The following is a 23,234-nucleotide window of genomic DNA, read 5'->3' on the forward strand; positions in this document are numbered from 1 at the left end:
GTCCCATTCCGGGACGGTCAAAATCTTTTTCGTCAAAATGAAAGAATTTTCGCCCCGGCAATCGGGCCATCGCGCCTTTACGCCACGGTTCGGCATAAAAAAATCGCCTTAACGCTTCATAAGCACTTGCCCCGATTCCCGGCCGGTTAACCAGATGGCAACCAGAATGAATGGTTTTGACGCCGTTTTAGCCCTCACAATCGCGGTCAATGCCGCTTTAGTATCCCGCCGCCCCGCCGCACCACCATATGCTGTAGGGAACAAATCGGGATTCAGCCCCACTCCCCGATTCGGTTCGCCTTTGTTCCGTTTTCGTTCGAAATGTTAAATTTGCACGACACCCGGCCATTGCCTTTCCCGCTTTGATACACCACCTTGCCCAGCAAAAGCCTTGACCCTTGCCCCTTTCCCAGAGCCGATGACCGCGATTGTATCCCAGGCCGTAAAGGCCGTGCTCGGCCCGACCAATACGGGCAAAACCCACTATGCCATCGAGCGCATGCTGGCCTATCGCTCGGGCGTTATCGGCCTGCCGCTGCGCCTTCTGGCCCGCGAGGTCTATAACAGGGTCGTCGAACGGGTCGGCGAATCGGCGGTCGCGCTGGTCACCGGCGAAGAACGGATCGTGCCCAAGGCCGCCCGCTACTGGGTGGCGACCGTCGAGGCCATGCCCACCGACATGATGGTCGATTTCCTCGCCATCGACGAAATCCAGACCGCCACCGATTTCGATCGTGGCCACGTCTTTACCGACCGTCTGCTGCACGCTCGCGGCCGCGCCGAAACCCTGCTGTTGGGCGCCCAGACCATGGAACCGGTCATCCGCCGCCTGTTGCCGCACGCCGAAATCACCTTCCGTCCGCGCTTTTCCCAACTGAGTTGGGCCGGTTCGCGGAAAATCTCGCGCCTGCCGCGCCGCTCGGCCATCGTCGCCTTTTCCGCTTCCGAAGTTTACGCAATCGCCGAACTGCTGCGCCGCGAGCGTGGCGGGGCCGCCGTGGTCATGGGCTCGCTCTCCCCGCGCACCCGCAACGCCCAGGTCGATCTGTTCCAGAACGGCGATGTGGACTTTCTCGTCGCCACCGACGCCATCGGCATGGGGCTCAATCTCGACGTCACCCACGTCGCCTTTGCCTCGGATTCCAAATATGACGGCCGCCAGTTCCGCCCTCTCACCCCCGCCGAAATCGGCCAGATCGCCGGGCGCGCCGGCCGGCACATGCGCGATGGCACCTTTGGCGTCACCGGCGGCACCGATGCGTTCGACGAGGAAACCATTGCCGCCCTCGAAGCCCATGATTTCGCGCCCGTCAAACAGCTCCAGTGGCGCAATCGCGACCTCGATTTCAGATCCCTTTCCGCACTTCACGCCAGCCTCGAGATCACCCCCGAGCACCCGGCCCTCACCCGCGTGCCCATCGCCACCGACCAGCGGGCTCTCGAATTCCTCCTGCGCCGCGAGGAGGGGCAATTGGCCAATTCCCGCGAGCGGGCCGAATTGGCCTGGGCCTGTTGCCAGATCCCCGATTTTCGCGACATTTCCCCCGCCGCCCATGGCGAAATCGTCACCCGCGTTTTCTCCGGTCTCGCATTATCGGGACGGATAGACGCTGACTGGATTGCCGAGCAGGTCCGGTTCTGCGACAATACGGTCGGCGACATCGATACGCTGTCCAACCGAATCCGCCAGATTCGGACCTGGACCTTCATTTCTAACCGCAGGAACTGGCTGGAAGACCCCACTCACTGGCAGAAAACGACCCGAGCGATCGAGGACGCTTTGTCCGACGCCCTGCACGAAAGGCTGATCCAGCGTTTCGTCGACCGGCGGACCAGTGTGCTGATGCGTCATCTTAGAGACAAGCAGATGGTATCACCAGAAATCACCGAAAACGGCGAACTTGCGATCGAGGGCCACATCATTGGCACGATCGAAGGCTTCCGCTTCACGCTCTCACGCATCGACGGCGAAGCTGATTCGAAAAACCTGCGCACTGCGGCATCCACAGTCGTCGCTCCGGAAATCGCCAAGCGCGCCGACCGGCTGGCTGGCGCCCCCAACGAGGAATTCGTCCTCGCCACCGACGGCGTGATCCGCTGGCGTGGGGAAGTGGTCGCCGAACTGGCCGAGGGCGCTACCCTTTTTGCCCCCCGCATCATCATTTTGGCCGATGAGAGCCTTTCCGGCCCCGATCTCGAAAAGGTCGAGGACCGCCTCTCGCTCTGGCTGCGCCACCACATCAACACCCAGCTCGAACAGGTGATTGCCCTGCTCGAACCGGCCGAACTTGAAGGCGCCGCTCGCGGCATCGCCTTTAGGCTGGCCGAAAACCTGGGCATCATCGCGCGGCCCGAAATCGCCGACGAGGTCAAAGGGCTCGATCAGGATACCCGCGCCAAGCTGCGCAAGCTCGGCGTGAAATTCGGCGCCCACCACATCTATCTTCCTTTGACCCTAAAACCCGCCCCGCGCGAACTGGCGCTGATTCTGTGGGGCCTGAAACATGGCGGCGTGCGCCAGCCGGGCATTTCCGAATTGCCCCACATCATTTTGTCGGGCCGCACCTCCTTCCCCATCGACACCACTTTCGACCGCCGTCTCTACGAGGTCGCCGGCTTCAAGGTCGCCGGTGAGCGCATCGTGCGCGTCGATATTTTGGAGCGCCTCGCCGATATCATCCGCCCGCTCGTCGCCTATGACGCCAACCGCCCCGTCGATACCCCGCCGCCCGAAGGCGCCGCCGAAGCCAATGGTTTCCGCGTCACCGTCGAAATGACCTCGCTTCTGGGCTGCGCCGGCGAAGACTTCGCCTCGATTCTCAAATCGCTCGGCTATCGCCTCCGCCGCACCCCCAAGGCGCCATCGGAAGCCACGACGGCGCAAGCGTCACCAGCGGAAGCCGCGCCAGTGGAAGCCGCTCCCGCAGTCCCGGAAGCCCCGGCGGCTGAGGCTGCGCCCGCCGAGCCGGTGACCGAGCCCACCGCCGAAGCGGCGCCCGAAGGCGCGCCCGTCGCGGCCGTGACCGAAAGCGTCGCTGACACACCCGCACCTGACGCAGCAGCCGATGCCGAACCGATCCCCGCTGCCGCCGAAGTTGACGCCGGGCCCGCCGAACCTGAATTCGACGAAGTGTGGTTTCCAGCCGGCCGCCGACCCGAACGCACCCGCCCCGAACGGGGTAAGCGCGAGGGCAATCGCGCCCCGCGCCCCGAGGGCCAGCAGCGCTTCAAGGGCAAGGGCGGAAAGCCGGGTCAGCACGGCAAGGGCGGACATCAGGACAATCGCGGCCATGAAAACCGTGGCAATGATCGCCCGCGTCCCGAACGCCGCGAAAAGCCCATCGATCCCGATTCGCCCTTCGCAGCGCTCGCCGCGCTCAAGACCCGCAAATAGGACCGATGCCAGCCGAGACACCGGACCGTCAGCGGCTCGACAAATGGCTTTGGCATGCCCGCATCACCAAGACCCGCACACTGGCCCAGAAACTCATTGAATCCGGCGCCGTGCGGGTCAACGGCCAGCGCGTCCTCGATACCGACCGCAAGGTTGGCGCAGGAGACGGATTGACTATCCAGATCCATACCCGCTTGAAGGTCTTGCGCATTGCAGCGCTAGCCGAAAGACGCGGCTCGGCGACCGTTGCGGCGACCCTTTATGCCGATATTTCGCCTCAAGGGATTCCAGAAAAAGTGGCCCCCACTTTTTCGGTTCGGAAGCCCGAAAACTAGAGCGTGTCCAGCAAAAGTGGAAACGGTTTTGCGGTTCGGATACGCGACAAAACAAAGGTCTGGAGCCGGGGATTTGATTCAATCAAATCCTGAACGGCTCTAGGAAAGGAGGCAGATCGGCGTTCCGAAAGAAACGACAATCTGCCGACCCTGGAAAAACCGGAATCCTGATCGCTTTTGCCGCGCTTTCTTGGCAAGCGGACGCCTTGAAAGCCGGCTCAAAACCGTTTAGCAAGCATGCGCTTGGCCATTTCCTCACACTCGCCAGCTACCAGGATTGCCTCATGACCTATGTCGTCACCGACAATTGCATCAAGTGCAAATACACCGACTGCGTGGAAGTCTGCCCGGTCGATTGTTTTTATGAAGGTGAAAACATGCTGGTCATCCACCCCGATGAATGCATCGATTGCGGGGTGTGCGAGCCTGAATGTCCTGCCGATGCCATCAAGCCCGACACCGAGCCCGGGTTGGAAAAATGGCTCGAGGTGAACACCAAATACGCTTCGATCTGGCCCAACCTGACCGAAAAGCGCGACGAATTGCCCGAAGCCAAGGAAATGGACGGCGTCGAAGGCAAGTTCGAAAAATTCTTCTCCGAAGAACCTGGCGAAGGCGACTGATCCAGGGTCAGACGGCCCGGCTCCGGGCCAGCGTCTCGGACGGCGTTTCTCCGAACTTGGTGGCATAATACTGGGCGAACCGGCCCAGATGCCAGAACCCCCAGTTCATCGCCACATCCGACACCGTCCGGCCCGCCGTCACGCCATTCGACAAATCCCGCCGCACCGCATCGAGCCGGCGCAGCATTATCCACTCGCTCGGCGCCAATCCGGTGACCTGTTTAAACAGCGCCCGCAATTGCGCCGGCTCCATCCCGATCGCCTTGGCCATTTCCCCCACCGCCAGCGGCTCGCCCGCCTGCGCCGCTATATAATCGCGAACCCGGCGATAATCGCTTGCGGCAGCCGGCCGGAACAAAAGATCGGCGCCCCTGGCGTTCCCCGCCAGTCCCACGAGCCGGTCGAGCAGCAGCCCGGTGAGCACCTGATCATATTGCGCTCCGACCGGTGCCCGCCCGGCGCCATGAGCGTCCAGAAGCGACAGCAGCCAGTCGCTGAGGGCCTGCACCTGCGCGCACCGCTCCACCAGGGCCGGCGTCGAAAAATCAATGCCGGGCAGATGCGCCTCGAGCAGGTCGGCCTCGGCGCTGACGATCAGAAGGTCGGACGCCTCGCTCCCCACGATCACCACCTCCTGCCCGCCCGGCGCGATCATCAGTGAACCGCTGGCCAGCGCACTCGCTTCCACCCGCCAGCTCCCGTCCGCCCCCAGCGGAATGGCAAACAGCACCCGCCCCTTGGGGCCCGCCGATTCCTGCAGGATCGGCACCCCGATCCGCTCGCGATAGATCGTCATGCCCGCCAGTGCCAGCGTGTCGATACTGCCCCAATACCGACCGCGGCCAAGCTGGTCGTAATGCTGCGACCACCCCACGAGCCCGGTTTCCTGCTCGAAGGCGTCGGCATAATCGGCATGATGAAAGGCAAGCATACGGGGCGACCGGAAGATTGATCCGGCGGCATGCTAGCCATTCGCCCGCAAATTGGTCAACGGCTTTTTATGCTCAAAATTTATGCAGCAATTGGAGTCAAACTGGATAGCGCGCCCGCTTTCCGCCCGCCTAAGCTTTGCCCATTGAACGCGATGGAGACCCGCATGGTGAGGCAACCCTATCTTCTGGCGCTGGCGGTCGGCACCGCCCTGACGCTTCCTGCATTCGCGCAGGAGAACGCCGATGCGCCCGAGCCGATCGCCCCCGAGACCCTGACGGTCAAGGAAACGATCGATCCCGGCCCCAACATCTTTTCCAACGCCCAGTCCTGGGACGGCGCCAGCCAGATCCAGGTCTGGTCGGCCGAGGATTTGACCTACAAGGGCAACATGACTGCCGGCCTGATGGGCCAGATGCTGATCTCCCCCGATGGAACCACGGCCTATGGCCAGTCCACCTACATGACCCGCATCACCCATGGCGATATCGAGCATGTGCTCGAAATCTACGACGTCGCCACCCTCTCGATCACCTCGGAAATCGCCCTGCCCGCCAAGGCGGCCATGGTCGCAGCCTATACGCCCTATCTGGCCATGAGCGCCGACGGCAAACTGGTTTATGTCCAGAACGCCACCCCCGCCACATCGGTCACCGTGGTCGATGTCGAGGCCGGCGAAGTGATCCAGGAAGTGCCCACGCCGGGCTGTTTCGGCATCTATCCTACCCTCCAGGGCTACGGCTTTTCCACGGCCTGCGGCGATGGCAGTTTTGCCAGCTTCGCTCTGGGCGCCGACGGCAGCGAAGCGACCCGCTCGGTTTCCGAGGCCATTTTCGATCCCGACGAAAACCCCATCTTTATCCCCGGCAAGCGCATTGGGGAGGCTCTGGCTTTCATCACCTATAATGGCGATCTGATCACGCTCGACGATAGCGGCGAAAGCGTTTCCCTGCTCGATACGGTTTCGATCACCGACGATGTCGAGGATGCCTGGGCGCCCGGCGGCTACGATCTGTTCGCCTACAGCCCCCCCCCCCCCCCCCCCCCCGCCGATATCCTGTTCGTGACCATGCATTCCGAGCCCTATGACGGCTCCCACAAGAATGCGTCCGAGGAAATCTGGGCCTATGACGTGTCCGAGGATACCGTCCTCTACCGCACCCATGTCGAAGGCGTCATTTCCCTTTCCGTCACCGACGAGGAAGCCCCCACGCTTTACGCCGTCAACGAGCACGAGGCGACGCTGGAAATCTTCTCGACCGACCCCGAGGCCAAATACGTCCTCAAGCACGAGGCCTCCACCGACTCGCGCGGCTGGGCAACCCTTGTCTCGGTGGCCCCATGAGCGGCGCCGACTTCATGACCCTGCTCGCGGGCACGGCGGGCGCCTTCACCGCGCTGCTCTTTGCCCGCGCCGCCTGGCACAAGCTGGCTGACTTTACCGAGTTCACCGGTTTCGTCGCCGATTACCAGTTGCTGCCCGAGCCAATGGTGCGGCCCGTTTCGGCGGCCATAATCGCCGCCGAAACCGCGGTCGTCCTCGCCTTCCTCCTGCCCGGCGGGGCGCCGTTCGGTGCCCTGATCGCCATGGCTCTGCTGCTTGGCTATGCCGGCGGCATGGCGATCAATCTGCGCCGGGGCCGGGACCGCATCGAATGCGGATGCGGTGGGGCGGCCCAACCGCTGTCCTGGTCGCTGATCGGGCGCAACATCGCCATCGCCGCCCTGGCTGCCAGCGCGCTGTTCGCCCCCATCACCCTCAATCTCGAAGGCGCCATCGCCGCGATCGGAGCCGGGTTCACGCTCTGGCTGGGCTTTATCGCGGTCGAGCAGCTTCTGGCCAACGCCGCGCGCTTTTCCCTCAAGCGCTGAACGGCCAATTTTTGGATGGATGACATGAATGCACTGATTTTTGCCGTTGGCGTTCTCTGGGTGATCGTCCTCGCCCTGATCGTTATTATCTTCGCCCTCGCCCGCCAGATCGGCGTGCTGTTCGAGCGCGTTTCGCCCATGGGTGCCCTGGTCAACGATTCCGGCCCCAAGATCGGCGACACGACGCCCGTCTATACCCTGCCCAATCTCAATGGCGGCGCGGTCACCATCGGCCCCAAGCCAAACCGCTCCACCCTGGTCTTTTTCGTCTCGCCCACCTGCCCGGTCTGCAAGAAGCTCCTGCCCATCCTGCGCTCGGTCAAATCCGACGAGGGCAAATGGCTCGACGTGGTGCTGGCCAGCGACGGCGAAATCGATAAGCACAAGCGCTTCATCGACACGGCAAAGCTGGGCGACTTCCCCTATGTGGTGTCCACCGAGCTGGGCCTGGCCTATCGCGTCTCGCGCCTGCCCTTTGCCGTGCTGTTCGATGAGCACGGCACCATCAGGGCCAAGGGCCTCATCAACAATCGCGAGCAGCTCGAGAGCCTATTCAACGCCTCCGAGATGGGCGTCGGCTCGATCCAGAACTACCTCGACGCCCCAATTGTGGCCACCAACTGAACGCGCTTAAGGGAGCACTAGATATGAATGGTTTGATCGACTCTCTTCTGGCCTGGATGGACAAGCGGGCCGAAAATTCCGCTCGCAGGGTCGCCCAGCGGACCGGCCGGCGCAATTTCCTCTCAAGGGCCGGCGCCGCCGTGGTCGGCGGTGTCGTGGGCGGCACCATGTTGCCCATGCTGCCCTATGACCGCAATTTCGGCATGGCCTTCGGCCAGGAAGGCGCCTCGCCCGATGGCGACCAGACCGATTGCGAATACTGGCGCTACTGCGCGCTGGACGGCAATCTGTGCAACGATTGCGGCGGCGCCATCGACCAGTGCCCGCCGGGCTCGGAAGCCTCCTCGGTCGCCTGGGTCGGCACCTGCGCCAACCCCAATGATGGCCGCGATTACCTCGTTTCCTACAATGATTGCTGCGGCAAGGCGTCCTGTTCGGGCTCGTTCTGCTTTACCTCCGAAGGCGAGCGCCCCGGCTACCGCATGGGCCTTTATAACGACATCAACTGGTGCATGGCCAACGCGTCGAAGGGCTACCACTGCACCGTCGCCGTCGTCGTGGGGCTCGCCGAGTGATCCGTATTGCCACCCTGACCCTGCTCCCGGCGCTGTTTTTTACGGTGCCGGGATCGGCCCAGGACGATATCGCAAGCCGGTTCGGCGCCATCTGCGGCGCCTGCCACATGCAGGATGGCTCCGGCGTCCCCGGCCTGGCCCCGCCGATCAACGATCCGGCTCTGTTTGAAGCCTTGGGCGAAAATGCGCCCACCTATGTCGCGGGCGTGATCCTTTCGGGCCTTGCCGGCACCCTAACCGTCGATGGCCAGACCTATGCCGGCCTCGTCATGCCGCCCCATGCCCACCTCCCCGACGACCAGATCGCGGCCCTTGGCACCTACCTGCTCTCAACCCTCAACGACACGGGTCTCGAACTGGACGCAGATGCCGTCGCGGCCCTGCGCGAAGCCCCGCTCTCCCATGCCGATCTCAGAGCCATGCGCGAGGGGGGCGAGTGAAACGCCTGATCCTATCCACAATCTGCCTTTTGAGCCTTGCAGCTTTCGCCCAGGCCCAGGAGCGCAGCCCGCACACAAATTATGTCCTGCGCTGCGCCGGCTGTCACGGCATGGAGGGCGCAGGCGCCCCTGCCGCCGGCATATTCGATTTCAACGGCATGGTCGGCGCCTTTGCCGGCATCGATGAGGGCCGCACTTATCTCATGCACGTCCCCGGCGTCGCCGGATCGGGCCTGTCGGACGCCGAGATCGCCGCTGTGATGAACTATGTCATGGAGACCTGGGCCGGTGCCTCCCTGCCCGAACCCTATGAACCCTTCACCGAAGCCGAAGTGACCCAACGCCGCGCCATCCCCATTCCCGATGTCGTCGAAAACCGCCGCGACGTGGCTGCGCTACTCGCCGCCATGGGCATCGAGACCGCCGATTATCCCTGGCCCTGACACGGGGCCGGCAAATCGGCTGTGACCGGTTTGGGGCGGTCAACCGCCCGTGATCTTGAAAATCGCACCTCCGCTTGCCATATGTCGTTGCAAGCGGCGCGCCATCGGTTTAGCTCCGCGCGCCTGATGATTCGTAACTTTTGATTTTGTCATCAAACTGTGGTATTGTGCCCACAACCAGTTGCATAAGCCCTCACGCTAACCCGTGCCCTGAAGGGCACTTTTTTGTGAAACAAGCCACAAAACCAAAACCAACCGACCGGAAACCAGCGGAACCGGCCGGGAGAGCTGTGCGACTGAAAAATGATCCCCGAAAAGGATCAGGAAGTTGATGCGAGATGCGTCTGCCGCAATGAGCGCGTCCGCGACAAACAAGAATCTGGTCCCGTTCGGCCATTCACCTGAATGCCGAACGGAACAAGGCGTCAACAGGAGTAGCCAATATGGCAACTAAAAAGACCACGCAGCGCGCGGGCTTCAAGACCGGCGAGTATATCGTTTACCCTGCCCATGGTGTTGGCCTTATCCAGTCCATCGAGGAACAGGAAGTCGCAGGACTTTCCCTCGAGCTGTTCGTCATCGGTTTCGAACAGGACAAACTGACGCTCCGCGTGCCCGTTGCCAAGATCAATTCAGTGGGCATGCGCAAGCTGGCCGAACCCGAAGAAGTCGCCAAGGCGCTCGAAACCGTCACCGGCCGCGCCCGCGTCAAGCGCACGATGTGGAGCCGCCGCGCGCAGGAATACGAGGCCAAGATCAATTCGGGCGATCTCATCGCGATCTCCGAAGTGGTCCGCGATCTTTACCGCTCCGAAGAGCAGCCCGAGCAGTCCTATTCCGAACGCCAGCTCTTCGAGCAGGCCATGGACCGCATGAGCCGCGAAATCGCCTCGGTCAACAAGATCACGCTGACCGAAGCGGTCAAGCTCATCACCAAGAACCTCGCCAAGAGCCCGCGCCGCGGCAAAGCCGACGCCGCCGATGCCGAGGAAGCCGCGGCGTAAGCTGCGCTCTCAATCAATGCAAAAAGGCCGGTCCCAGCGACCGGCCTTTTTTTTGTGCCAATACAGGCGAACGCCTGAGGATTGATGTGGAATCGATTCTTCGCTCCAGCGCTTTGGGCAGACCGGCCGCCTCAATTGACCCGCACGACCTTGTAGGACGCACCCGTCTCCACCGGATCGCCCGGCAGCAAATTGTTGAGCACCAGAAACAGCTCGCGCCCGCGGTTGAGCTGGCCCATGCGCTGGGCCAGCGTATCGGCATTGTCGCCCCCGCCCGCCCGCACCAGCCCCAGCTTGATGGTCCGGATCGCCGTGAGGTCGCTCTGCTGGGTGCGCCGCAGGCTCTCGACCGTCCGTAGCGCCGCGCTGCGGAACGCGCTGGTATCGGCGCGCCCGGCAAAGATGAAGCGGAACACCCCATTGTCGATCCGCGCCACCGTCACATCGAAGAACCATTCATCGGTCTGCGCCCGGCCCGTTGCCGTTTCGATGCCGTTTATGGTGCGGGTGGTGACCGTTTCGGGCTGCAGCCCCGCGATCCACCCCGAGCGCAGATAATCGGCAAGCGCTGTCGAATCGGACACCTGGGCGCTGTCGAACCGCAACGCCGCCCCGTCTCCGGCCACCGCCACCACGGCCTGGTTGGACATCTGCAGCGTATAATCGGACGGCACGGTAAAGGTCAGCCCGTATTGCGGCGAGATATAGCGCTGCCCGGAAATCGTCCCCTGTTTTCCCGAATCCCCGAAGGTGATCCCGTCAACGGCCGAAAGATAGCCCTGCCGGTCGGTAATCCCCGTCCCCGGCGCGCCATAATTGCGCGCTTCGTTGATCGCCCGCTGGATGCGGTCCGGCGTCGAGGGATGGGTCGAAAGGAAGTCCTCGCCCCCGTTCGCGGCGCTGACGAACTGGGCAAACCGGCCCATGGCGGTCAGGAACCGCGCCGCCGCGTGCGGGTCGTATCCGGCCCGCGCCGCGATCTTGATGCCCTCGCGGTCGGCTTCGAGTTCCTGGTTCTGCGAGAACGCCGCAAGATTCTGCGCCGAGCGCTCGGCGGTCGCATTGGGGTCGATCACCCCGCCCAGAACCCCGGTGATCACCCTATCGACGATCTCGGTGGTCCGCACCCGCGCCGAACGCGCCCGCGCATGGCGCAGGGTCACATGGGCAATCTCGTGGGCGATCACGGCGGCCAGTTCGCTCATGTCGTTGGCCAGCGCCAAGATGCCGCGCGTCACATAGATGAACCCGCCCGGCAGGGCGAAGGCGTTCACTTCCGAGGAATCGAGAATGGTGATGGTGAACTGGGTCGCCGGCTGCCCCGCCGCGGCCAAAAGCTTGGACACCATGCGCGCCAGCATCAGCTCGGTCGCCCGGTGCTCATAGACCCCGCCATAAGAGGCGATGATGCGCGGATGTTCGCGCAGCCCGATCACCGCATCTTCCGGGTCCGTCCCCGCCGGAACCGCAGGAGCCGAACCACCCGTCTGGCGCGTGGTGATGTCCGATCCCCCCAGCAGCCCCGAACAGCCCGCGACCGCGGAAACCAGGACAAGGCCCGTGCCCGACAGAAAGGCGCGTCGTGTGAAGGTCCGCTCGCTCATGGTCTTGCCAGAACCTCGATCTGTTCGGGGTGCGTGATGTCGATGCGCGGTCCATCGGCGCTTTCGATCCAGCCGCGCACCCGGATCACGCCATTGTCGAACATGAGCGGATCGATACCCGCTTGCTCGAAGACCCGCAATCCCGCGCTCTCGATGACGGCGGTAAAATCTTCGCGCCACACGCGCCCGAAATTGAGATAGACCCGGCTCCCCACCCGCTCGGCGTTCAGCACCCGCCCTTCGACAAGCTCGTAATTGCCCACACGGTCGAGCAGGACCTGGTGATCGGCCCCGTCGCGGATCGCGTAATAGGGATCGCGCCAGATGCCCAGCCGGTCGGCCCGCCCCTGCGCCTCGGCGGCATAAAGGACATCGAGGCACGAGCGGTTGTCGGGGAACGAATAGACCCGCGCCAGCCCCCGGCGCAGCATTTCGGCCTGTATCCAGACGGTTTCGCCATCGCGCTCCACCATCACATGGGCCAGGGCCCGCCCGTGCCGGTCCCGGTTTTCGCCGCCGTAATAGAGCGAAACCTGATGCCCCATCACCAGCTCTTCGATTGCCGCCTTTGCCTCATCGCCCAGCGGCCAGGCCTCGAAACCCTCGCGTCCCAGCGGCAGCTTGGGCGCCTGAATGCCGACCAGCCGCACGGTCAACCCGCCCTCGAGATCGAAAGTGTCGCCGTCCGATATGGAGACCACCCGGCCCGAAGGCCCGGCTTCCAGCGCATCGCAGCTTTGGGAAAGGGCAGGCGTAACGCCCGGCACAGCCATGAGAAGTGTCGTCACGAGCAAACGTCTGAGCAAATTCGGCCTCTGAACCGCGCCGCGCAAGGGCGGCCATAATGGGCGACTGACCCGCTGCATCCCCCGCAATGCTTCGGATTCGGTAGTTGGCTCACTGTGCACGCAATTGCGGCAAAAATCATCATTATTGTCCGCACCCGGTCTTTTTGCGGGCCGTCATCAGCCCAATGCCGCTTGATCCTCGGCGCGCGCATGCCTGCCTGCGATCATCGCCGCCAGCGCTTGCACCTGCCGGTCGGCGATCCCCATTTCCTTCAAGTGCCGGGCCGTATTGACCACATAGTCGATATTGGACCCCGCCTCCCCCACGGCGCCATCGACCAGCGCCAACTGCTCCTCGAGCGAAAGCCGCCCTGCATATTGGGGATGTTTGGGATCGGCAACGAAGGTCAGGGTTTCAACCACCGCCCCACTGGCCAGCTTGGCCGGACGATGGGTTTCCAGATACACCATCGTCACCTGTTCGCGCGCCCGCAGATAGTCGCGCACCTCGTCCCAATCGCCCTCGGCGATCTTGAACGCCATCCCCACGCACGCCCCGCCGCGCTCGAGCCCGAACACGAGGCCCGGCCGCTCCACGGTCCCCCGATGCAGGTGCGAATAGATGCAAAGCCGCCGGTGCACGCCGCGCAACAGCGCCCGCTCGGCGCGCTCGAACACGAAACCGGGCCGCCAGATCAGCGATCCGTAGCCGAAAACCCAGTGCGAGGATGGTTCGGAAGTCATGGACATGGAGCAAGATGTGGCACGCCCTTTGCGGGCGCGCAAGATGGCCTCATGCCGGTGACGCACTCGCCTCCCCCGCGGCGCCGCCTTCCTGGCCATGGCGCCCGCCCACCCCGAAGACGAACCGCGCGTAAAACCAGCTCACCCCCAGCAGCGCCAGTCCGAGCCCCAGAAACGAGCCGATCCGCCACAGCCCTTCCAGCCCGCCCATGTCGAAGACGAACAGCTTGCCCACCGTCGCCAGCGCCACGGCCAGCGAGGCAATGCGGATGGCCTGCGCGTCGCGCGCCGTGCCCAGCCACAACAGCCCAAAGGCAAAGGCCAGCATGCCGCCCGTATAGCCGTAACGCTCGACCCGCAGCGTCTCGCCCTGCAACAGATCGGGGTGAAACCCGTGCCTTATGGTCACCAGCATCCAGACAAAGGCAGTAACCCCGCCAAGCGCCTGGAACCCGATCCCGGCCCAACGCCCCGCTTCCCCGCCCGTCGGCTTTATGAGCCTGCCGATCACCACCAGCAACCCGCTGGCGAGGACCAGCGTCACGGTTGCAAGATTGAAAATGGCGATCCCCGCAATCTCCATGCGTGGCCAGAAATCGGTGACCGGCACGACCACCAGCCGCACAAGCGCCAGCCCGGCCAGAACGGCAATGATCGATCCGCCCCAATAAAGCCCCTGCCGCCCAAACCGGGACGCCACCCAAAGCGCAGCAGCGGCTGTCCCCAGATGCAGCGGGAACCACAGCGGCCCGAAAACGAACACCGTGCGCACCGGATCGGCCCCCGCCAGCGGGGCAATGGCAAGATGCACCCCAAGCGCCAGCACCAAAAGCCCGGCGAAATCGATGACGGCCACCAGCCTGTCGCGCACGGCAAGCGCAAACAGCGTTGCCCCGGTCACAAGCGCAACGCCGGGCACGATCAGCGTCTGCCAGGGCGCATCGTCGAGCGCCAGAACCGGAATGAACCGGCCATAGGGCCAGGACGTGATATCGCCCGCAAACTCGGTGGCAACCCCATGGCCCAGCGCAATCAGGCCCAGATAGCCAGCCACATAGACCATCGCCAGATAAAGCAGCGTGCGCACCCTGTAGCGCCAGAACACCAGCCCCAGCCCGGCCACCTGCAGCGCGGCCGAAAGCGCGTAATAACCCGGCTCGACGACAAGACCGATGGCCACCGACGCCAGCCCGCTCGCCCCCGCCGCCAGGGGCGGCGCGATCTGGCGCGAAGTGCTTGTGCCGCGCAGGGCAACAAGGATCGCAACGATCGCCACCGCCAGCCCCACGCAAAGGATCGCCCAGATTTGCGGAACGTCGCGCGCTCCCGCCCAGCCGTCGAAATCGACGAGCGAGGAGAGAACGCTGACCATGAGGATCGCCACACCGGCGCTCGCCCAGATCCGCTGCGCCCGCCCCGCTGCGATATGGATCACCGCTGCGCCAAGCACAATCGGCAGCGCCGGGATCAGAACCCCCAGCCGCACCCCCGGCTCGGGATCGCGCCAGAGAACCAGCGCGACGACAAATCCCCCCATGGCGACCCCGGCCAGATCCATCCGTCGCGGCCGCAGCACCGATGCGATGGCCAAAAACGCCATCCAGGCCACAAAGCCCGGCCAGAACGCGGCGCCCGGCAGCGCCTCGACCCCCAGCAAGATCAGCATCAGCGCCGAACCGCCCGCCGCGGCCACCGGACCATCGCGGCGCATGATGGCGATCCTTTCATCCGCCCGCGCCACAAGTTCGGCCGCCACCGGCGCCATGGCAATGGCCAGCAGCCACAGCGTCAGGTCGAGGCCGGAATCCCACCTCGGATTGTGGATGAAAAAGCCCCAGACCGCGCCCCACAGCAGCGCCAGCCCGCTCGAAAACAGCGCGCTCGTCCACCAGCCGCGCCACCCCGCCACCGCGTGAGACGCGACAAGCACCGTCGTCAGATAGGCCAAGAGCGTCCAGCCATCGGCCAATTCGCCCAAAAGGACCGGCGCCAGATATCCGCCGAGCAGCCCCAGCACCAGAACGAGTCGGCCAAAGACCAGCGCAATGGCAATCGCCACGAGCCCCACCAGCCCGCTCCCGGCGGCACCCCAGAGCGGCGGCCAGAAGGCGAAAACCGCCGTCGCGAGATAGCATGTGGCATAGCCCAGCCCGATGGCCACGGCAGCCAGCGCGCCTGAAATCCGCCCCCAATTGGCAATTTTGCGCCAGCGCGCGAAAAACGCCGCCGCCAGAAATATTGCCGCACCGGCCCCGCACGCCCACACCCTCACGGCGGGCGTAAAGACGCCCTGCTCCATGGCATAGCTGGCAAAAAGGAACGCCGCGAACAGCAACAAGGCCGCCCCGCCCCACACCGGCAGGCGCACCCCAAGCATATGCTCCCAGTTGAACCCGCGCTTTTCGGTCCCGGGCCCGCCCCCCGTTTCGCGCTCCTCCCCGACACCCGCCGCCACCCGCGCCTGTGCCGCCATCCATGGCCCCTGCGCGACATTGGAAGCCGGTTCGGGCTCGGCGGCCGGCTCCGCCGTAGGCGCCGCGCTTGCCGCTTCGCGCTCTGCGCTGTCATCGGCCCGTGCCGATGCCCCCGCTTCGAGCACGCCGACGCGCCTTTTGAGCGCCCTGATGTCCAGATGGGCCTGAAAGGCCATGAACGCCAGGATCAAGATGATGATGAGCAGATAATCAGCCATGCGTCCTCCGGCTGTTCTTGTAGCAGCCGCAGCCAGAGCCGCAACCACCCACCGCTCGCAGGTGCCTGCGCAATTGCCTCATGACGGACACGCGCGAACCCTATATGAAGCGCCTATGAAGCGTTTTGTCATAATGATCGTCGCCGTTGTCGCCGTCTCGGTTCTCTGGATGGGTGGCTGGTTCTATATCGCCGGGCAGATCCGGGCCGAAATTGGCTATCTGGCCCAGGCCGATGGCGTCACCCAGCCACGGCTGGTCTGCGACAGGCTCGATATCGGCGGCGCGCCCTTTTCCTTTTCCCCCCGCTGCACCGATGCGCGGATCACCTCGGGCGATGTGACGGTCGAACTGGCCGCCATCACCGGTACGGCGCTGTTTTATACCCCCACTCATATCCAGCTCTTTGCCACCGGCCCCGCCCGCATCGCCGACGCCTTCACCGGCGCCACCCAGGAGGTCCGCTGGTCCAATCTCCATGCCAGCCTGCGGCTCGATGACGGCATGATCGAGCGTTTTTCGGCCCTCGCCGACGATCTGGTCTATGCCGACATGCTGATCGGGGAGACGGTGATCGGCACTGCCGCTCACGGCGAAATCCACCTGCTCGACGCCACCCCCGCCGATTCCCCACCGGGCACCGGCGCCATCTTCGATGCCTACGTGACCCTCGAAGACGTCACAAGCCAGACCAACGACATCGCCAATGGCCGGCTTGTCGTCGATGCGCGGCTGTCCGGCCTGCCCGATCCTGCCCTCTGGGGCGATCCTCAGGTGCTCGGCTTCTGGCAGGCGCTGGGCGGCGAACTTGCGCTGCGCAGCATCGAAGCGAGCGCCGACGGGCTTTCCCTCACCGCCCAGGGCGCCGCCAGCCTCACCGATGCCGGCCTCGTCAACGGCAATCTCGAAATCGCCTCGCAGGGCGTTGCCGACCGTATAGCGACGCTGGTCGGCGACCCCTCTGTGGCCCGGATCGTGCTTGGAAGTCCCGGCGAGGACGGCGTCTCCCATCAGACCTTGCAGGTCAGCGACGGCACCGTGGTGGTCGGCATCATCCCCGTCGCCAGCCTGCCGCCGCTATTCTGAGCCGGGCTCGGCGGGCTTTGCGTCCCCATGCGGACGCCCGAAATCGGGCGCCGCGGTTTCCTGTCCTGCAGCAATGATCGAGCGGCGCACCGCCCGCGTGCGGGTAAAGAGCGTTTCCAGCGCCTCCCCATCCCCGACCCGCACCGCGCGCTGAAGCACCGAAAGGTCCTCCAGAAATCGCCCGAGCATTTCGAGCACCGCGTCGCGATTGGTCAGGAACACGTCGCGCCACATCACCGGATCGGACGCCGCGATTCGGGTGAAATCGCGAAAGCCCGACGCCGAAAACTTGATGACTTCCGATTTAGTATCCTGTTCGAGATCGTCCACCGTCCCAACGATATTGTAGGCAACAAGGTGCGGCACATGGCTGGTGATCGCCAGCACCATGTCGTGATGGCCCGGGCTCATCGCCTCGACGTTCGACCCCAGCCCCTTCCAGAACGCGCTCAGCGTTTCCACCGCGCCGGGGTCGGTTCCCTCCGGTGGCGTCAGAACGCACCAGCGGTTTTCAAAAAGATCGGCAAACCCAGCCGATGGCCCCGAATGCTCGGTGCCCGCCAAAGGGTGGCCCGGCACGAAATGAACGCCCGCCGGTACATGCGGTCCCACCACGTCGACAACATGACCCTTGACCGAACCCACATCGGAAAGGATCGCGCCCGGTTTGAGATGGGGTGCAATCTGTTTGGCTATCGCCTCATAACTCCCCACCGGCGAGCACAGGATCACAAGATCGGCGTCCTTGACCGCCTCGGCGGCGTCGGTCGTATAGATATCCCCCAGCCCCAGCGCCCGCGCTTCATCGAGCGTTTCGGCCCGCCGCGTCGAAATGGCAATGGTCTTGGCCAGCCCGGCCCGCCGCGCGCCGCGCGCGATCGAGGACCCGATCAGCCCGATACCGATAAGGGCGAGTTTTTCAATCATTGTCCGTCCATGAAATCTTTAAGTGTCGTGGCGACAGCCTTCATCGCCGCTTCGCTGCCGATCGAAATGCGCAAACCGTTGGCAATCCCATAGCCACCCATTTCCCGCACCACCAGCCCGCGTTCGAGCAGCGCGCCATTGGCCGCCCTGGCCGCCTCGGCATCGGCAAACAGAACGAGGATGAAATTGCCCTGGCTGGGCAGAACCCGCAGCCGGTTCGAGCCGATTTCTTCGCTCAGCCACACCCGCCATTTGTCATTGTGCGCGCGCAGCGCCTTGGTGAACGCAACGTCCCGCGTCGCCGCTTCCGCCGCCACCTGGCCCAGCACCGATACGTTGAACGGGCCCCGGATCCTGTTGACCGCATCGACCAGATGGGCCGGGCCATAAAGCCAGCCCACCCGCGCCGCCGCCAGTCCCATCTTGGAAAACGTTCTGACCATCACGACATTTTCGCTGCGCTCGACCAGCGAAATCCCCACCCCGTAATCGGCCGCCGTCACATATTCGGCATAGGCGGAATCGATCACCAGCAGCACATTCGCCGGCAGCCCGGCATGCAGCCGATCCAGCTCCTCGGCAGTAAGGTACGTGCCCGTCGGGTTGTTGGGATTGGCCAGAAAGACGATTTTCGTCTTGTTCGTCACCGCCGCCAGAATGGCATCCACATCGGCGCAATAATCGGTTTCCGGCGCCACCACGGGCGTCCCGCCCGCCGCGCGGGTGATGATGGGATAGACCATGAACCCGTATTGGCTCATCACCGCCTCGTCCCCGTCCCCGATATAGGTCTGGGCCAGAAGATGGAGCACTTCGTCCGAACCGGCGCCCACCACGATCCGCTCAGGATCGATGCCATGCACCTCCCCCAGCGCCGCGCGGAGTTCGCGCGATGAGCCTTCGGGATAGATCTCGAGCTTTTCGGCAGCCGCCTTCACCGCCTCGATGGCTTTCGGGCTCGCCCCGAGCGGGGATTCATTGGCCGAGAGCTTGATCGTGTCGCCCGCCTTCTTGCCCGGCGCGCTCGAGCGGCCCGGCACATAGGGGGCAATGGTCAAAATCCCCGGCTGCGGAACGGGTCTGTCACTCATGGCGCTTCACACAATTGAGACTGGTGTACCCCCTGTTACGGGGCCGCGCGGACCATAGTGAAAGGGACACCCTAAAGCAATCGCCTCCAATAGCGGTCCCGACACCATTGGCGGTTGATCGGCGCCGGTCATGGCGGCATGATTGGCACCCGCATCGTTCCGATTTCAAGGCCAGCCCATGACATCCACCGAAACCGAACCCACGCCCGTGGAGGTTCAGATCGGTGGCCTGCTCGACGCCCTCCACGCCTCCCAGCAAAAGCCCGATCCACGCTTCACCGTCGCCAGCCTCATCGCCGCGCTCGGCGTTCATTCCCATATCGTTGTGATTCTGGTCTTTTCCGTCCTCAACATGGTGCCCGGCCCGCCCGGCTATGGCGGCACCATCGCCTTTGCCATGATCGGCATTGCCCTTGCCATGCTGGTCAATGCGCCCCTTACGCTGCCGGGCTGGATCAGGCGGCGCAAGCTTCCCGCAAAAGCGCTGATGCGCGTGACCAAACTCTTTGCCCGCATGGCCGGCCTCATGGGCCGCTTTTCGCGCCCGCGCCTGAAAATGGCATCCGCCCCTGCGCTTCGTCCCGCCCTGGCCCTGTTCGTCATCGCCGTCAGCCTGCCCATGATGCTGCCCATCCCCTTCATCAACGCCGTGCCCAACACAGGTATCTGCATTTTGTGCCTGGGCTGGATCAACCGCGACGCCTTCGTCATCGTCGCCGGCATCGTCATCGCGCTGGTCGGGCTCACAATCGCCGGAGCCGCCATCTGGGGCGCCTGGCATCTGGCAAATGCCGCCGTCGGAGCCGTGCAATGATGCCGGTCTTCGGGCCCATCAGGCCGCTCCGCCACTTCGTCCTCGGCCAGCCCGCCGGCGGCGTGTTTCTGGGCCTTGTCTTCTTCGCGCTTTCGCTCACCCCCTCGCTCATCCCCCGCCATTTCCTCATCCAGGGCATATTGTCGGGCTGCGTCTTTGCCGCCGGTTACGGCATCGGCGTCTTTCTCGAATGGCTCTGGAACTTCATGGGGCTCAAACCCCCGCCCCGCCGCTGGGTCCGGTACGCCCAATGGGCGATGATCGGCACGGGAGCAGCCTTCGCATTTATTTGCCTGTGGCTCTCGACCGGTTGGCAGAATTCGATCCGGGCGGTGATGGACATGCCCTCGGTCGAATCCAACCAGCCCATCTATGTCGTTGCCATCGCCATTGTGCCCGCCCTGATCCTCATCGCCCTGGGCACGCTGATCGTCTCGGGCGTCCGGCTGGTCTCGGGCTGGCTGCGGCTCATCATTCCCCCGCGCGTCGCGCTGGTGGGCGGCATAATCGTTGTGATGATCGTCACCAACATCACGGTCAATGGCGTGTTGGGCCGCTGGGCCTTTGCCGCCGCCGACCGGTTCTACGCCAATCTCGACACCCTCGCCGGCGCCTATGAGGAACAGCCCACCGACCCCCTGCGCTCGGGCAGCGCCGCCTCGCTCGTCAGTTGGTCGACCATCGGTCTCGACGCCCGCGTCTATGTTCAGTCGGGGCCCACCGCCGCCGAAATCGAAGCGATAACCGATAAGCCCGCCATCGATCCCCTGCGCGTCTATGTCGGGTTGCGCTCGGCCGAAACCGTCGAGCAGCGCGCCCGCCTCGCGCTCGCCGAAATGCTGCGGGTCGGCGCCTTCGAACGTTCGGTTCTCGTGCTCATCATGCCCGTGGGCACCGGCTGGGTTCAGCCTCCCGCCATCGATACGCTCGAATTCCTCCATGGGGGCGACGTGGCCAGCGTCGCCCTGCAATATTCCTATCTCACCAGTTGGCTGTCGCTGGTGTCCGAACCCGATGTGGGGGTCGAATCCGCCCGCGCCCTGTTCGACATCGTCTATCGCTACTGGTCCACCCTGCCCGTCGAGACCCGTCCCGAACTCTACCTGCATGGCCTCAGCCTCGGCGCCTATTCCTCCCAGGCCTCGATCAACCTTTTCGATATTCTTTCAAACCCCATCGCAGGGGCGCTCTGGGTCGGCCCGCCCTTTGCCAGCCAGATCTGGCGCGAGGTGACCGGCGCGCGCAATCCGCTGAGCCCCGCCTGGCTGCCGCAAGTGGGCGACGGCTCGATCGTGCGCTACGCCAACCAGTTTTCCGGCCTTGAAGCCGATGGCCGGACCTGGGGGCCGCTGCGCCTGTTCTACCTCCAATACGGTTCGGACCCCGTGGTGTTTTTCGATCCGGGCATGATCTATCGCAGCCCCGCCTGGCTCGACGGGCAGCGCGCGCCCGATGTCTCGGCGGCACTCAACTGGTATCCGGTCGTCACCTTCCTTCAACTGGCCTTCGATCTCGTCCTCGCCCAGACCTCCCCGGTCGGCTATGGCCACGTCTATGCACCCCAGCACTATCTCAAGGCCTGGATCGAGGTGACAGAGCCCGAGGGCTGGACCCGGGCCGAACTCGACACCCTCACCGAGCGCCTCACCCGCACCGGCACCTATCGCGATATCGTGGGCGGCTGGTTCCGCGAGCCGGCCATTGCCTTGGCGCGACCCGGTCAATAAGCTCGCACAGTCCCATCATCTGAAAGCTGACGAAATGATCCATGCAGTCCTCTGGCAACGCATCGAGGGATTTGCCGTCCTGGCGGCGGGCCTTGCCCTTTTCGTCCATCTCAACGACGCACTGCCATGGTGGGCTGCCCTTTTGATCTTTTTTGCCCCGGACCTGAGCTTTATCGCCTATGCCCTCGGCCCGCGCGTCGGCGCGTTCTGCTACAATCTCGTCCACATCTACGGCCTGGGCGCCGCCCTGCTGGCCATCGGCCTTCTGGCCGCTGTGCCGCTGGCCGCTGCGCTCGGCGCGCTCTGGCTGGCCCATTGCGGCCTCGACCGCATGCTCGGCTACGGCCTGAAATCGCCCGAGGGGTTTTCCATTACCCATCTGGGCCGCATCGGCAGGCAGAAATAGCCGAAGCGCTTCCAGGATAAGTGGCTACCGGTTATCCGGTTCGGAAGCGCGACAAGACTTGGAGCGCTTCCAGGATAAGTGGCTGGCGCTTATCCGGTTCGGAAGCGCTGAAATGCGCTATTTCGGCGACAGCGTCTCCGCCACAACCTCGAGAAACGCCAACTGCCCGCTTGGCGAGCCGAACACCATTTCCATGTCGAAGGGTACGATGTGCCCGTCCCTGACGAAATCGAGCCGCGACCACAGCGGATTTTCCGCCGCCTCGTCCATGAGCGCTTCATGCGCCGAGCGCCCCTCTTCGCCCGCCCAGCCTCAAACGGCTGTTCCTAAAACCCCTCCCGCGCCGTCTGCTGAGCACGTTCCGGCGCACCGCAATCATATCGTCTTTACAAAATATGATATTTGACATAGATGATCTTTCATTTAGATCATTTACAGGTGCCCCATGCCCACTCTTTTCCGCCTCGACGCTTCCATCCGCAATACTGGCTCGGTCACCCGCGCCCTCGCCGATACGCTCGAAGACGCCCTCGTCTCCAACGCCCCCGGGATCGCCCCGATCAAGCGCGAAATCGGGCTCGACCCGTTGCCCTCCACCGCATGGGCCGACGCGGTTTTCGCCCCTCACATTCCCCAGGACCAGCGCAGCGCCGCCCAGCTCTCGTCGCTGCAACTGGCGAGAACGCTTGCCGACGAGCTCATCGCCGCCGACGTCTATCTGTTTGCCGTACCCTTCTATAATTTCGGCGTCTCCCAGCACTTCAAGACCTGGGTCGACCTCGTTCTCACCGACCCACGCCTCTCCTCGGGCGTCGAAAGCCCGATCAAGGGCCGCCCCGCGACCCTCATCGTCGCCCGTGGCGGCGGCTATGGTCCGGGCACGCCCCGTCACGGATGGGATCACGGCACGGCATGGTACAGGCGCGTGCTCGAAGACATCTGGATGCTCGACCTCAGGATCGTCGAATGCGAACTGACCCTGGCCGACGTGACCCCCGCCATGGCCGAACTGCGCGGACTGGCCGCCGAAAACCTTGAAAACGCCCATGCTCTGGCCGGGGACAGCGGACGGCGCCTGGCCGGGCGCCTTGCGGCCTGACACGCCTCGACTTGCGTG

23 protein-coding genes are annotated in these 23,234 nt (G+C 64.2%); 15 read left to right on the top strand and 8 right to left on the bottom strand.

All coding sequences use genetic code 11. The features are described from left to right. Positions 1-418: 418 nt before the first annotated feature. From KKY_RS14285 to fdxA, 3 genes are all read left to right on the top strand, one after another. The gene (locus KKY_RS14285; protein WP_014132076.1) at positions 419-3,394 is read left to right on the top strand and encodes a helicase-related protein; all 2,976 of its coding nucleotides are present in this window, start codon (positions 419-421) and stop codon (positions 3,392-3,394) included. Between the two features lie 5 nt (positions 3,395-3,399). Further along, positions 3,400-3,729, top strand: a complete 330-nt coding sequence (locus KKY_RS14290) for an RNA-binding S4 domain-containing protein (protein ID WP_014132077.1) — start codon at positions 3,400-3,402, stop codon at positions 3,727-3,729. Positions 3,730-4,013: 284 nt separating this feature from the next. After that, a complete protein-coding gene (fdxA, locus tag KKY_RS14295) occupies positions 4,014-4,352 on the top strand; it encodes a ferredoxin FdxA (RefSeq protein WP_014132078.1) in 339 nt (112 codons plus the stop codon). Positions 4,353-4,359: 7 nt separating this feature from the next. On the opposite strand, the gene KKY_RS14300 is transcribed toward fdxA, so the two are convergent. Further along, positions 4,360-5,283 (bottom strand): helix-turn-helix domain-containing protein, encoded by a 924-nt coding sequence (locus KKY_RS14300; protein ID WP_014132079.1) that lies wholly within the window; start codon positions 5,281-5,283, stop codon positions 4,360-4,362. Between the two features lie 165 nt (positions 5,284-5,448). Between KKY_RS14300 and KKY_RS14305 the strand changes: the two genes are divergently transcribed. The 7 genes from KKY_RS14305 (at position 5,449) to KKY_RS14335 (ending at position 10,240) form a co-directional block, all read left to right on the top strand. Beyond that, positions 5,449-6,627, top strand: a complete 1,179-nt coding sequence (locus KKY_RS14305; RefSeq protein WP_014132081.1) for an amine dehydrogenase large subunit — start codon at positions 5,449-5,451, stop codon at positions 6,625-6,627. Next, positions 6,624-7,154, top strand: coding sequence for a MauE/DoxX family redox-associated membrane protein (locus KKY_RS14310; RefSeq protein ID WP_014132082.1), 531 nt, complete (start codon positions 6,624-6,626; stop codon positions 7,152-7,154). The genes KKY_RS14305 and KKY_RS14310 overlap by 4 nt, the downstream gene beginning before the upstream one ends. A gap of 24 nt (positions 7,155-7,178) precedes the next feature. Continuing rightward, positions 7,179-7,778, top strand: coding sequence for a methylamine dehydrogenase accessory protein MauD (mauD, locus tag KKY_RS14315; protein WP_041529493.1), 600 nt, complete (start codon positions 7,179-7,181; stop codon positions 7,776-7,778). A 23-nt stretch (positions 7,779-7,801) separates the two neighbouring features. After that, on the top strand, positions 7,802-8,353 hold the full coding sequence (locus KKY_RS14320; protein WP_014132084.1) for a methylamine dehydrogenase light chain: 552 nt from the start codon (positions 7,802-7,804) through the stop codon (positions 8,351-8,353). Beyond that, a complete protein-coding gene (locus tag KKY_RS14325; RefSeq protein ID WP_014132085.1) occupies positions 8,350-8,793 on the top strand; it encodes a c-type cytochrome in 444 nt (147 codons plus the stop codon). Before KKY_RS14320 ends, KKY_RS14325 begins: the two co-directional genes overlap by 4 nt. Next, positions 8,790-9,236 carry a c-type cytochrome gene (locus tag KKY_RS19715; protein ID WP_014132086.1) on the top strand — a complete coding sequence of 149 codons (447 nt, stop codon included), beginning with the start codon at positions 8,790-8,792 and terminating at the stop codon, positions 9,234-9,236. The genes KKY_RS14325 and KKY_RS19715 overlap by 4 nt, the downstream gene beginning before the upstream one ends. A 443-nt stretch (positions 9,237-9,679) precedes the next feature. Continuing rightward, positions 9,680-10,240, top strand: a complete 561-nt coding sequence (locus tag KKY_RS14335; protein ID WP_014132088.1) for a CarD family transcriptional regulator — start codon at positions 9,680-9,682, stop codon at positions 10,238-10,240. A 131-nt stretch (positions 10,241-10,371) separates the two neighbouring features. Here KKY_RS14335 and KKY_RS14340 read toward each other — a convergent pair whose 3' ends face one another. The 4 genes from KKY_RS14340 to KKY_RS14355 form a co-directional block, all read right to left on the bottom strand. Continuing rightward, entirely contained in the window at positions 10,372-11,844 is a 1,473-nt protein-coding gene (locus KKY_RS14340) for a M48 family metalloprotease (RefSeq protein WP_014132089.1), read from the bottom strand. Further along, a complete protein-coding gene (locus KKY_RS14345) occupies positions 11,841-12,632 on the bottom strand; it encodes a thermonuclease family protein (protein WP_158308082.1) in 792 nt (263 codons plus the stop codon). Before KKY_RS14345 ends, KKY_RS14340 begins: the two co-directional genes overlap by 4 nt. Before the next feature lie 177 nt (positions 12,633-12,809). After that, positions 12,810-13,382, bottom strand: coding sequence for a gamma-glutamylcyclotransferase (locus KKY_RS14350; RefSeq protein ID WP_014132091.1), 573 nt, complete (start codon positions 13,380-13,382; stop codon positions 12,810-12,812). Positions 13,383-13,425: 43 nt separating this feature from the next. Beyond that, a complete protein-coding gene (locus KKY_RS14355; RefSeq protein ID WP_014132092.1) occupies positions 13,426-16,068 on the bottom strand; it encodes a DUF2339 domain-containing protein in 2,643 nt (880 codons plus the stop codon). Positions 16,069-16,183: 115 nt separating this feature from the next. On the opposite strand from KKY_RS14355, the gene KKY_RS14360 reads away from it, so the two are divergent. Further along, the gene (locus KKY_RS14360) at positions 16,184-17,152 is read left to right on the top strand and encodes a DUF2125 domain-containing protein (protein WP_014132093.1); all 969 of its coding nucleotides are present in this window, start codon (positions 16,184-16,186) and stop codon (positions 17,150-17,152) included. Here the strand turns inward: KKY_RS14360 and KKY_RS14365 are convergent. Next, positions 17,144-18,079, bottom strand: a complete 936-nt coding sequence (locus tag KKY_RS14365; protein WP_014132094.1) for a prephenate/arogenate dehydrogenase family protein — start codon at positions 18,077-18,079, stop codon at positions 17,144-17,146. The genes KKY_RS14360 and KKY_RS14365 overlap by 9 nt on opposite strands. Next, positions 18,076-19,170, bottom strand: a complete 1,095-nt coding sequence (hisC, locus tag KKY_RS14370; protein WP_014132095.1) for a histidinol-phosphate transaminase — start codon at positions 19,168-19,170, stop codon at positions 18,076-18,078. Before hisC ends, KKY_RS14365 begins: the two co-directional genes overlap by 4 nt. A 178-nt stretch (positions 19,171-19,348) precedes the next feature. Here hisC and KKY_RS14375 point away from each other — a divergent pair, with 178 nt between their 5' ends. Genes KKY_RS14375 through KKY_RS14385 form a run of 3 tightly spaced genes read left to right on the top strand, consistent with a single transcriptional unit; the run spans position 19,349 to position 22,117 of the window. Beyond that, complete coding sequence (locus KKY_RS14375; protein WP_014132096.1) at positions 19,349-19,984, top strand: exopolysaccharide biosynthesis protein; 636 nt, start codon at positions 19,349-19,351, stop codon at positions 19,982-19,984. Further along, positions 19,981-21,711, top strand: a complete 1,731-nt coding sequence (locus KKY_RS14380) for an alpha/beta hydrolase (RefSeq protein ID WP_014132097.1) — start codon at positions 19,981-19,983, stop codon at positions 21,709-21,711. The genes KKY_RS14375 and KKY_RS14380 overlap by 4 nt, the downstream gene beginning before the upstream one ends. A 34-nt stretch (positions 21,712-21,745) precedes the next feature. Next, a complete protein-coding gene (locus KKY_RS14385) occupies positions 21,746-22,117 on the top strand; it encodes a DUF4260 family protein (RefSeq protein ID WP_014132098.1) in 372 nt (123 codons plus the stop codon). A gap of 117 nt (positions 22,118-22,234) precedes the next feature. Here KKY_RS14385 and KKY_RS20570 read toward each other — a convergent pair whose 3' ends face one another. After that, positions 22,235-22,387 carry a hypothetical protein gene (locus KKY_RS20570; protein ID WP_014132099.1) on the bottom strand — a complete coding sequence of 51 codons (153 nt, stop codon included), beginning with the start codon at positions 22,385-22,387 and terminating at the stop codon, positions 22,235-22,237. Between the two features lie 175 nt (positions 22,388-22,562). Here KKY_RS20570 and KKY_RS14390 point away from each other — a divergent pair, with 175 nt between their 5' ends. Next, entirely contained in the window at positions 22,563-23,216 is a 654-nt protein-coding gene (locus KKY_RS14390; protein WP_014132100.1) for an FMN-dependent NADH-azoreductase, read from the top strand. Positions 23,217-23,234: the final 18 nt, after the last annotated feature.

The organism is Pelagibacterium halotolerans B2, assembly GCF_000230555.1.
GTDB lineage: Bacteria > Pseudomonadota > Alphaproteobacteria > Rhizobiales > Devosiaceae > Pelagibacterium > Pelagibacterium halotolerans.

Coding starts and splice junctions, on each gene's coding strand:
- KKY_RS14285 (WP_014132076.1), top strand. CDS start 419: ATGACCGCGATTGTATCCCAGGCCGTAAAGGCCGTGCTCGGCCCGACC.
- KKY_RS14290 (WP_014132077.1), top strand. CDS start 3,400: ATGCCAGCCGAGACACCGGACCGTCAGCGGCTCGACAAATGGCTTTGG.
- fdxA (WP_014132078.1), top strand. CDS start 4,014: ATGACCTATGTCGTCACCGACAATTGCATCAAGTGCAAATACACCGAC.
- KKY_RS14300 (WP_014132079.1), bottom strand. CDS start 5,283: ATGCTTGCCTTTCATCATGCCGATTATGCCGACGCCTTCGAGCAGGAA.
- KKY_RS14305 (WP_014132081.1), top strand. CDS start 5,449: ATGGTGAGGCAACCCTATCTTCTGGCGCTGGCGGTCGGCACCGCCCTG.
- KKY_RS14310 (WP_014132082.1), top strand. CDS start 6,624: ATGAGCGGCGCCGACTTCATGACCCTGCTCGCGGGCACGGCGGGCGCC.
- mauD (WP_041529493.1), top strand. CDS start 7,179: ATGAATGCACTGATTTTTGCCGTTGGCGTTCTCTGGGTGATCGTCCTC.
- KKY_RS14320 (WP_014132084.1), top strand. CDS start 7,802: ATGAATGGTTTGATCGACTCTCTTCTGGCCTGGATGGACAAGCGGGCC.
- KKY_RS14335 (WP_014132088.1), top strand. CDS start 9,680: ATGGCAACTAAAAAGACCACGCAGCGCGCGGGCTTCAAGACCGGCGAG.
- KKY_RS14340 (WP_014132089.1), bottom strand. CDS start 11,844: ATGAGCGAGCGGACCTTCACACGACGCGCCTTTCTGTCGGGCACGGGC.
- KKY_RS14350 (WP_014132091.1), bottom strand. CDS start 13,382: ATGTCCATGACTTCCGAACCATCCTCGCACTGGGTTTTCGGCTACGGA.
- KKY_RS14355 (WP_014132092.1), bottom strand. CDS start 16,068: ATGGCTGATTATCTGCTCATCATCATCTTGATCCTGGCGTTCATGGCC.
- KKY_RS14360 (WP_014132093.1), top strand. CDS start 16,184: ATGAAGCGTTTTGTCATAATGATCGTCGCCGTTGTCGCCGTCTCGGTT.
- KKY_RS14365 (WP_014132094.1), bottom strand. CDS start 18,079: ATGATTGAAAAACTCGCCCTTATCGGTATCGGGCTGATCGGGTCCTCG.
- hisC (WP_014132095.1), bottom strand. CDS start 19,170: ATGAGTGACAGACCCGTTCCGCAGCCGGGGATTTTGACCATTGCCCCC.
- KKY_RS14375 (WP_014132096.1), top strand. CDS start 19,349: ATGACATCCACCGAAACCGAACCCACGCCCGTGGAGGTTCAGATCGGT.
- KKY_RS14380 (WP_014132097.1), top strand. CDS start 19,981: ATGATGCCGGTCTTCGGGCCCATCAGGCCGCTCCGCCACTTCGTCCTC.
- KKY_RS14385 (WP_014132098.1), top strand. CDS start 21,746: ATGATCCATGCAGTCCTCTGGCAACGCATCGAGGGATTTGCCGTCCTG.
- KKY_RS20570 (WP_014132099.1), bottom strand. CDS start 22,387: ATGGACGAGGCGGCGGAAAATCCGCTGTGGTCGCGGCTCGATTTCGTC.
- KKY_RS14390 (WP_014132100.1), top strand. CDS start 22,563: ATGCCCACTCTTTTCCGCCTCGACGCTTCCATCCGCAATACTGGCTCG.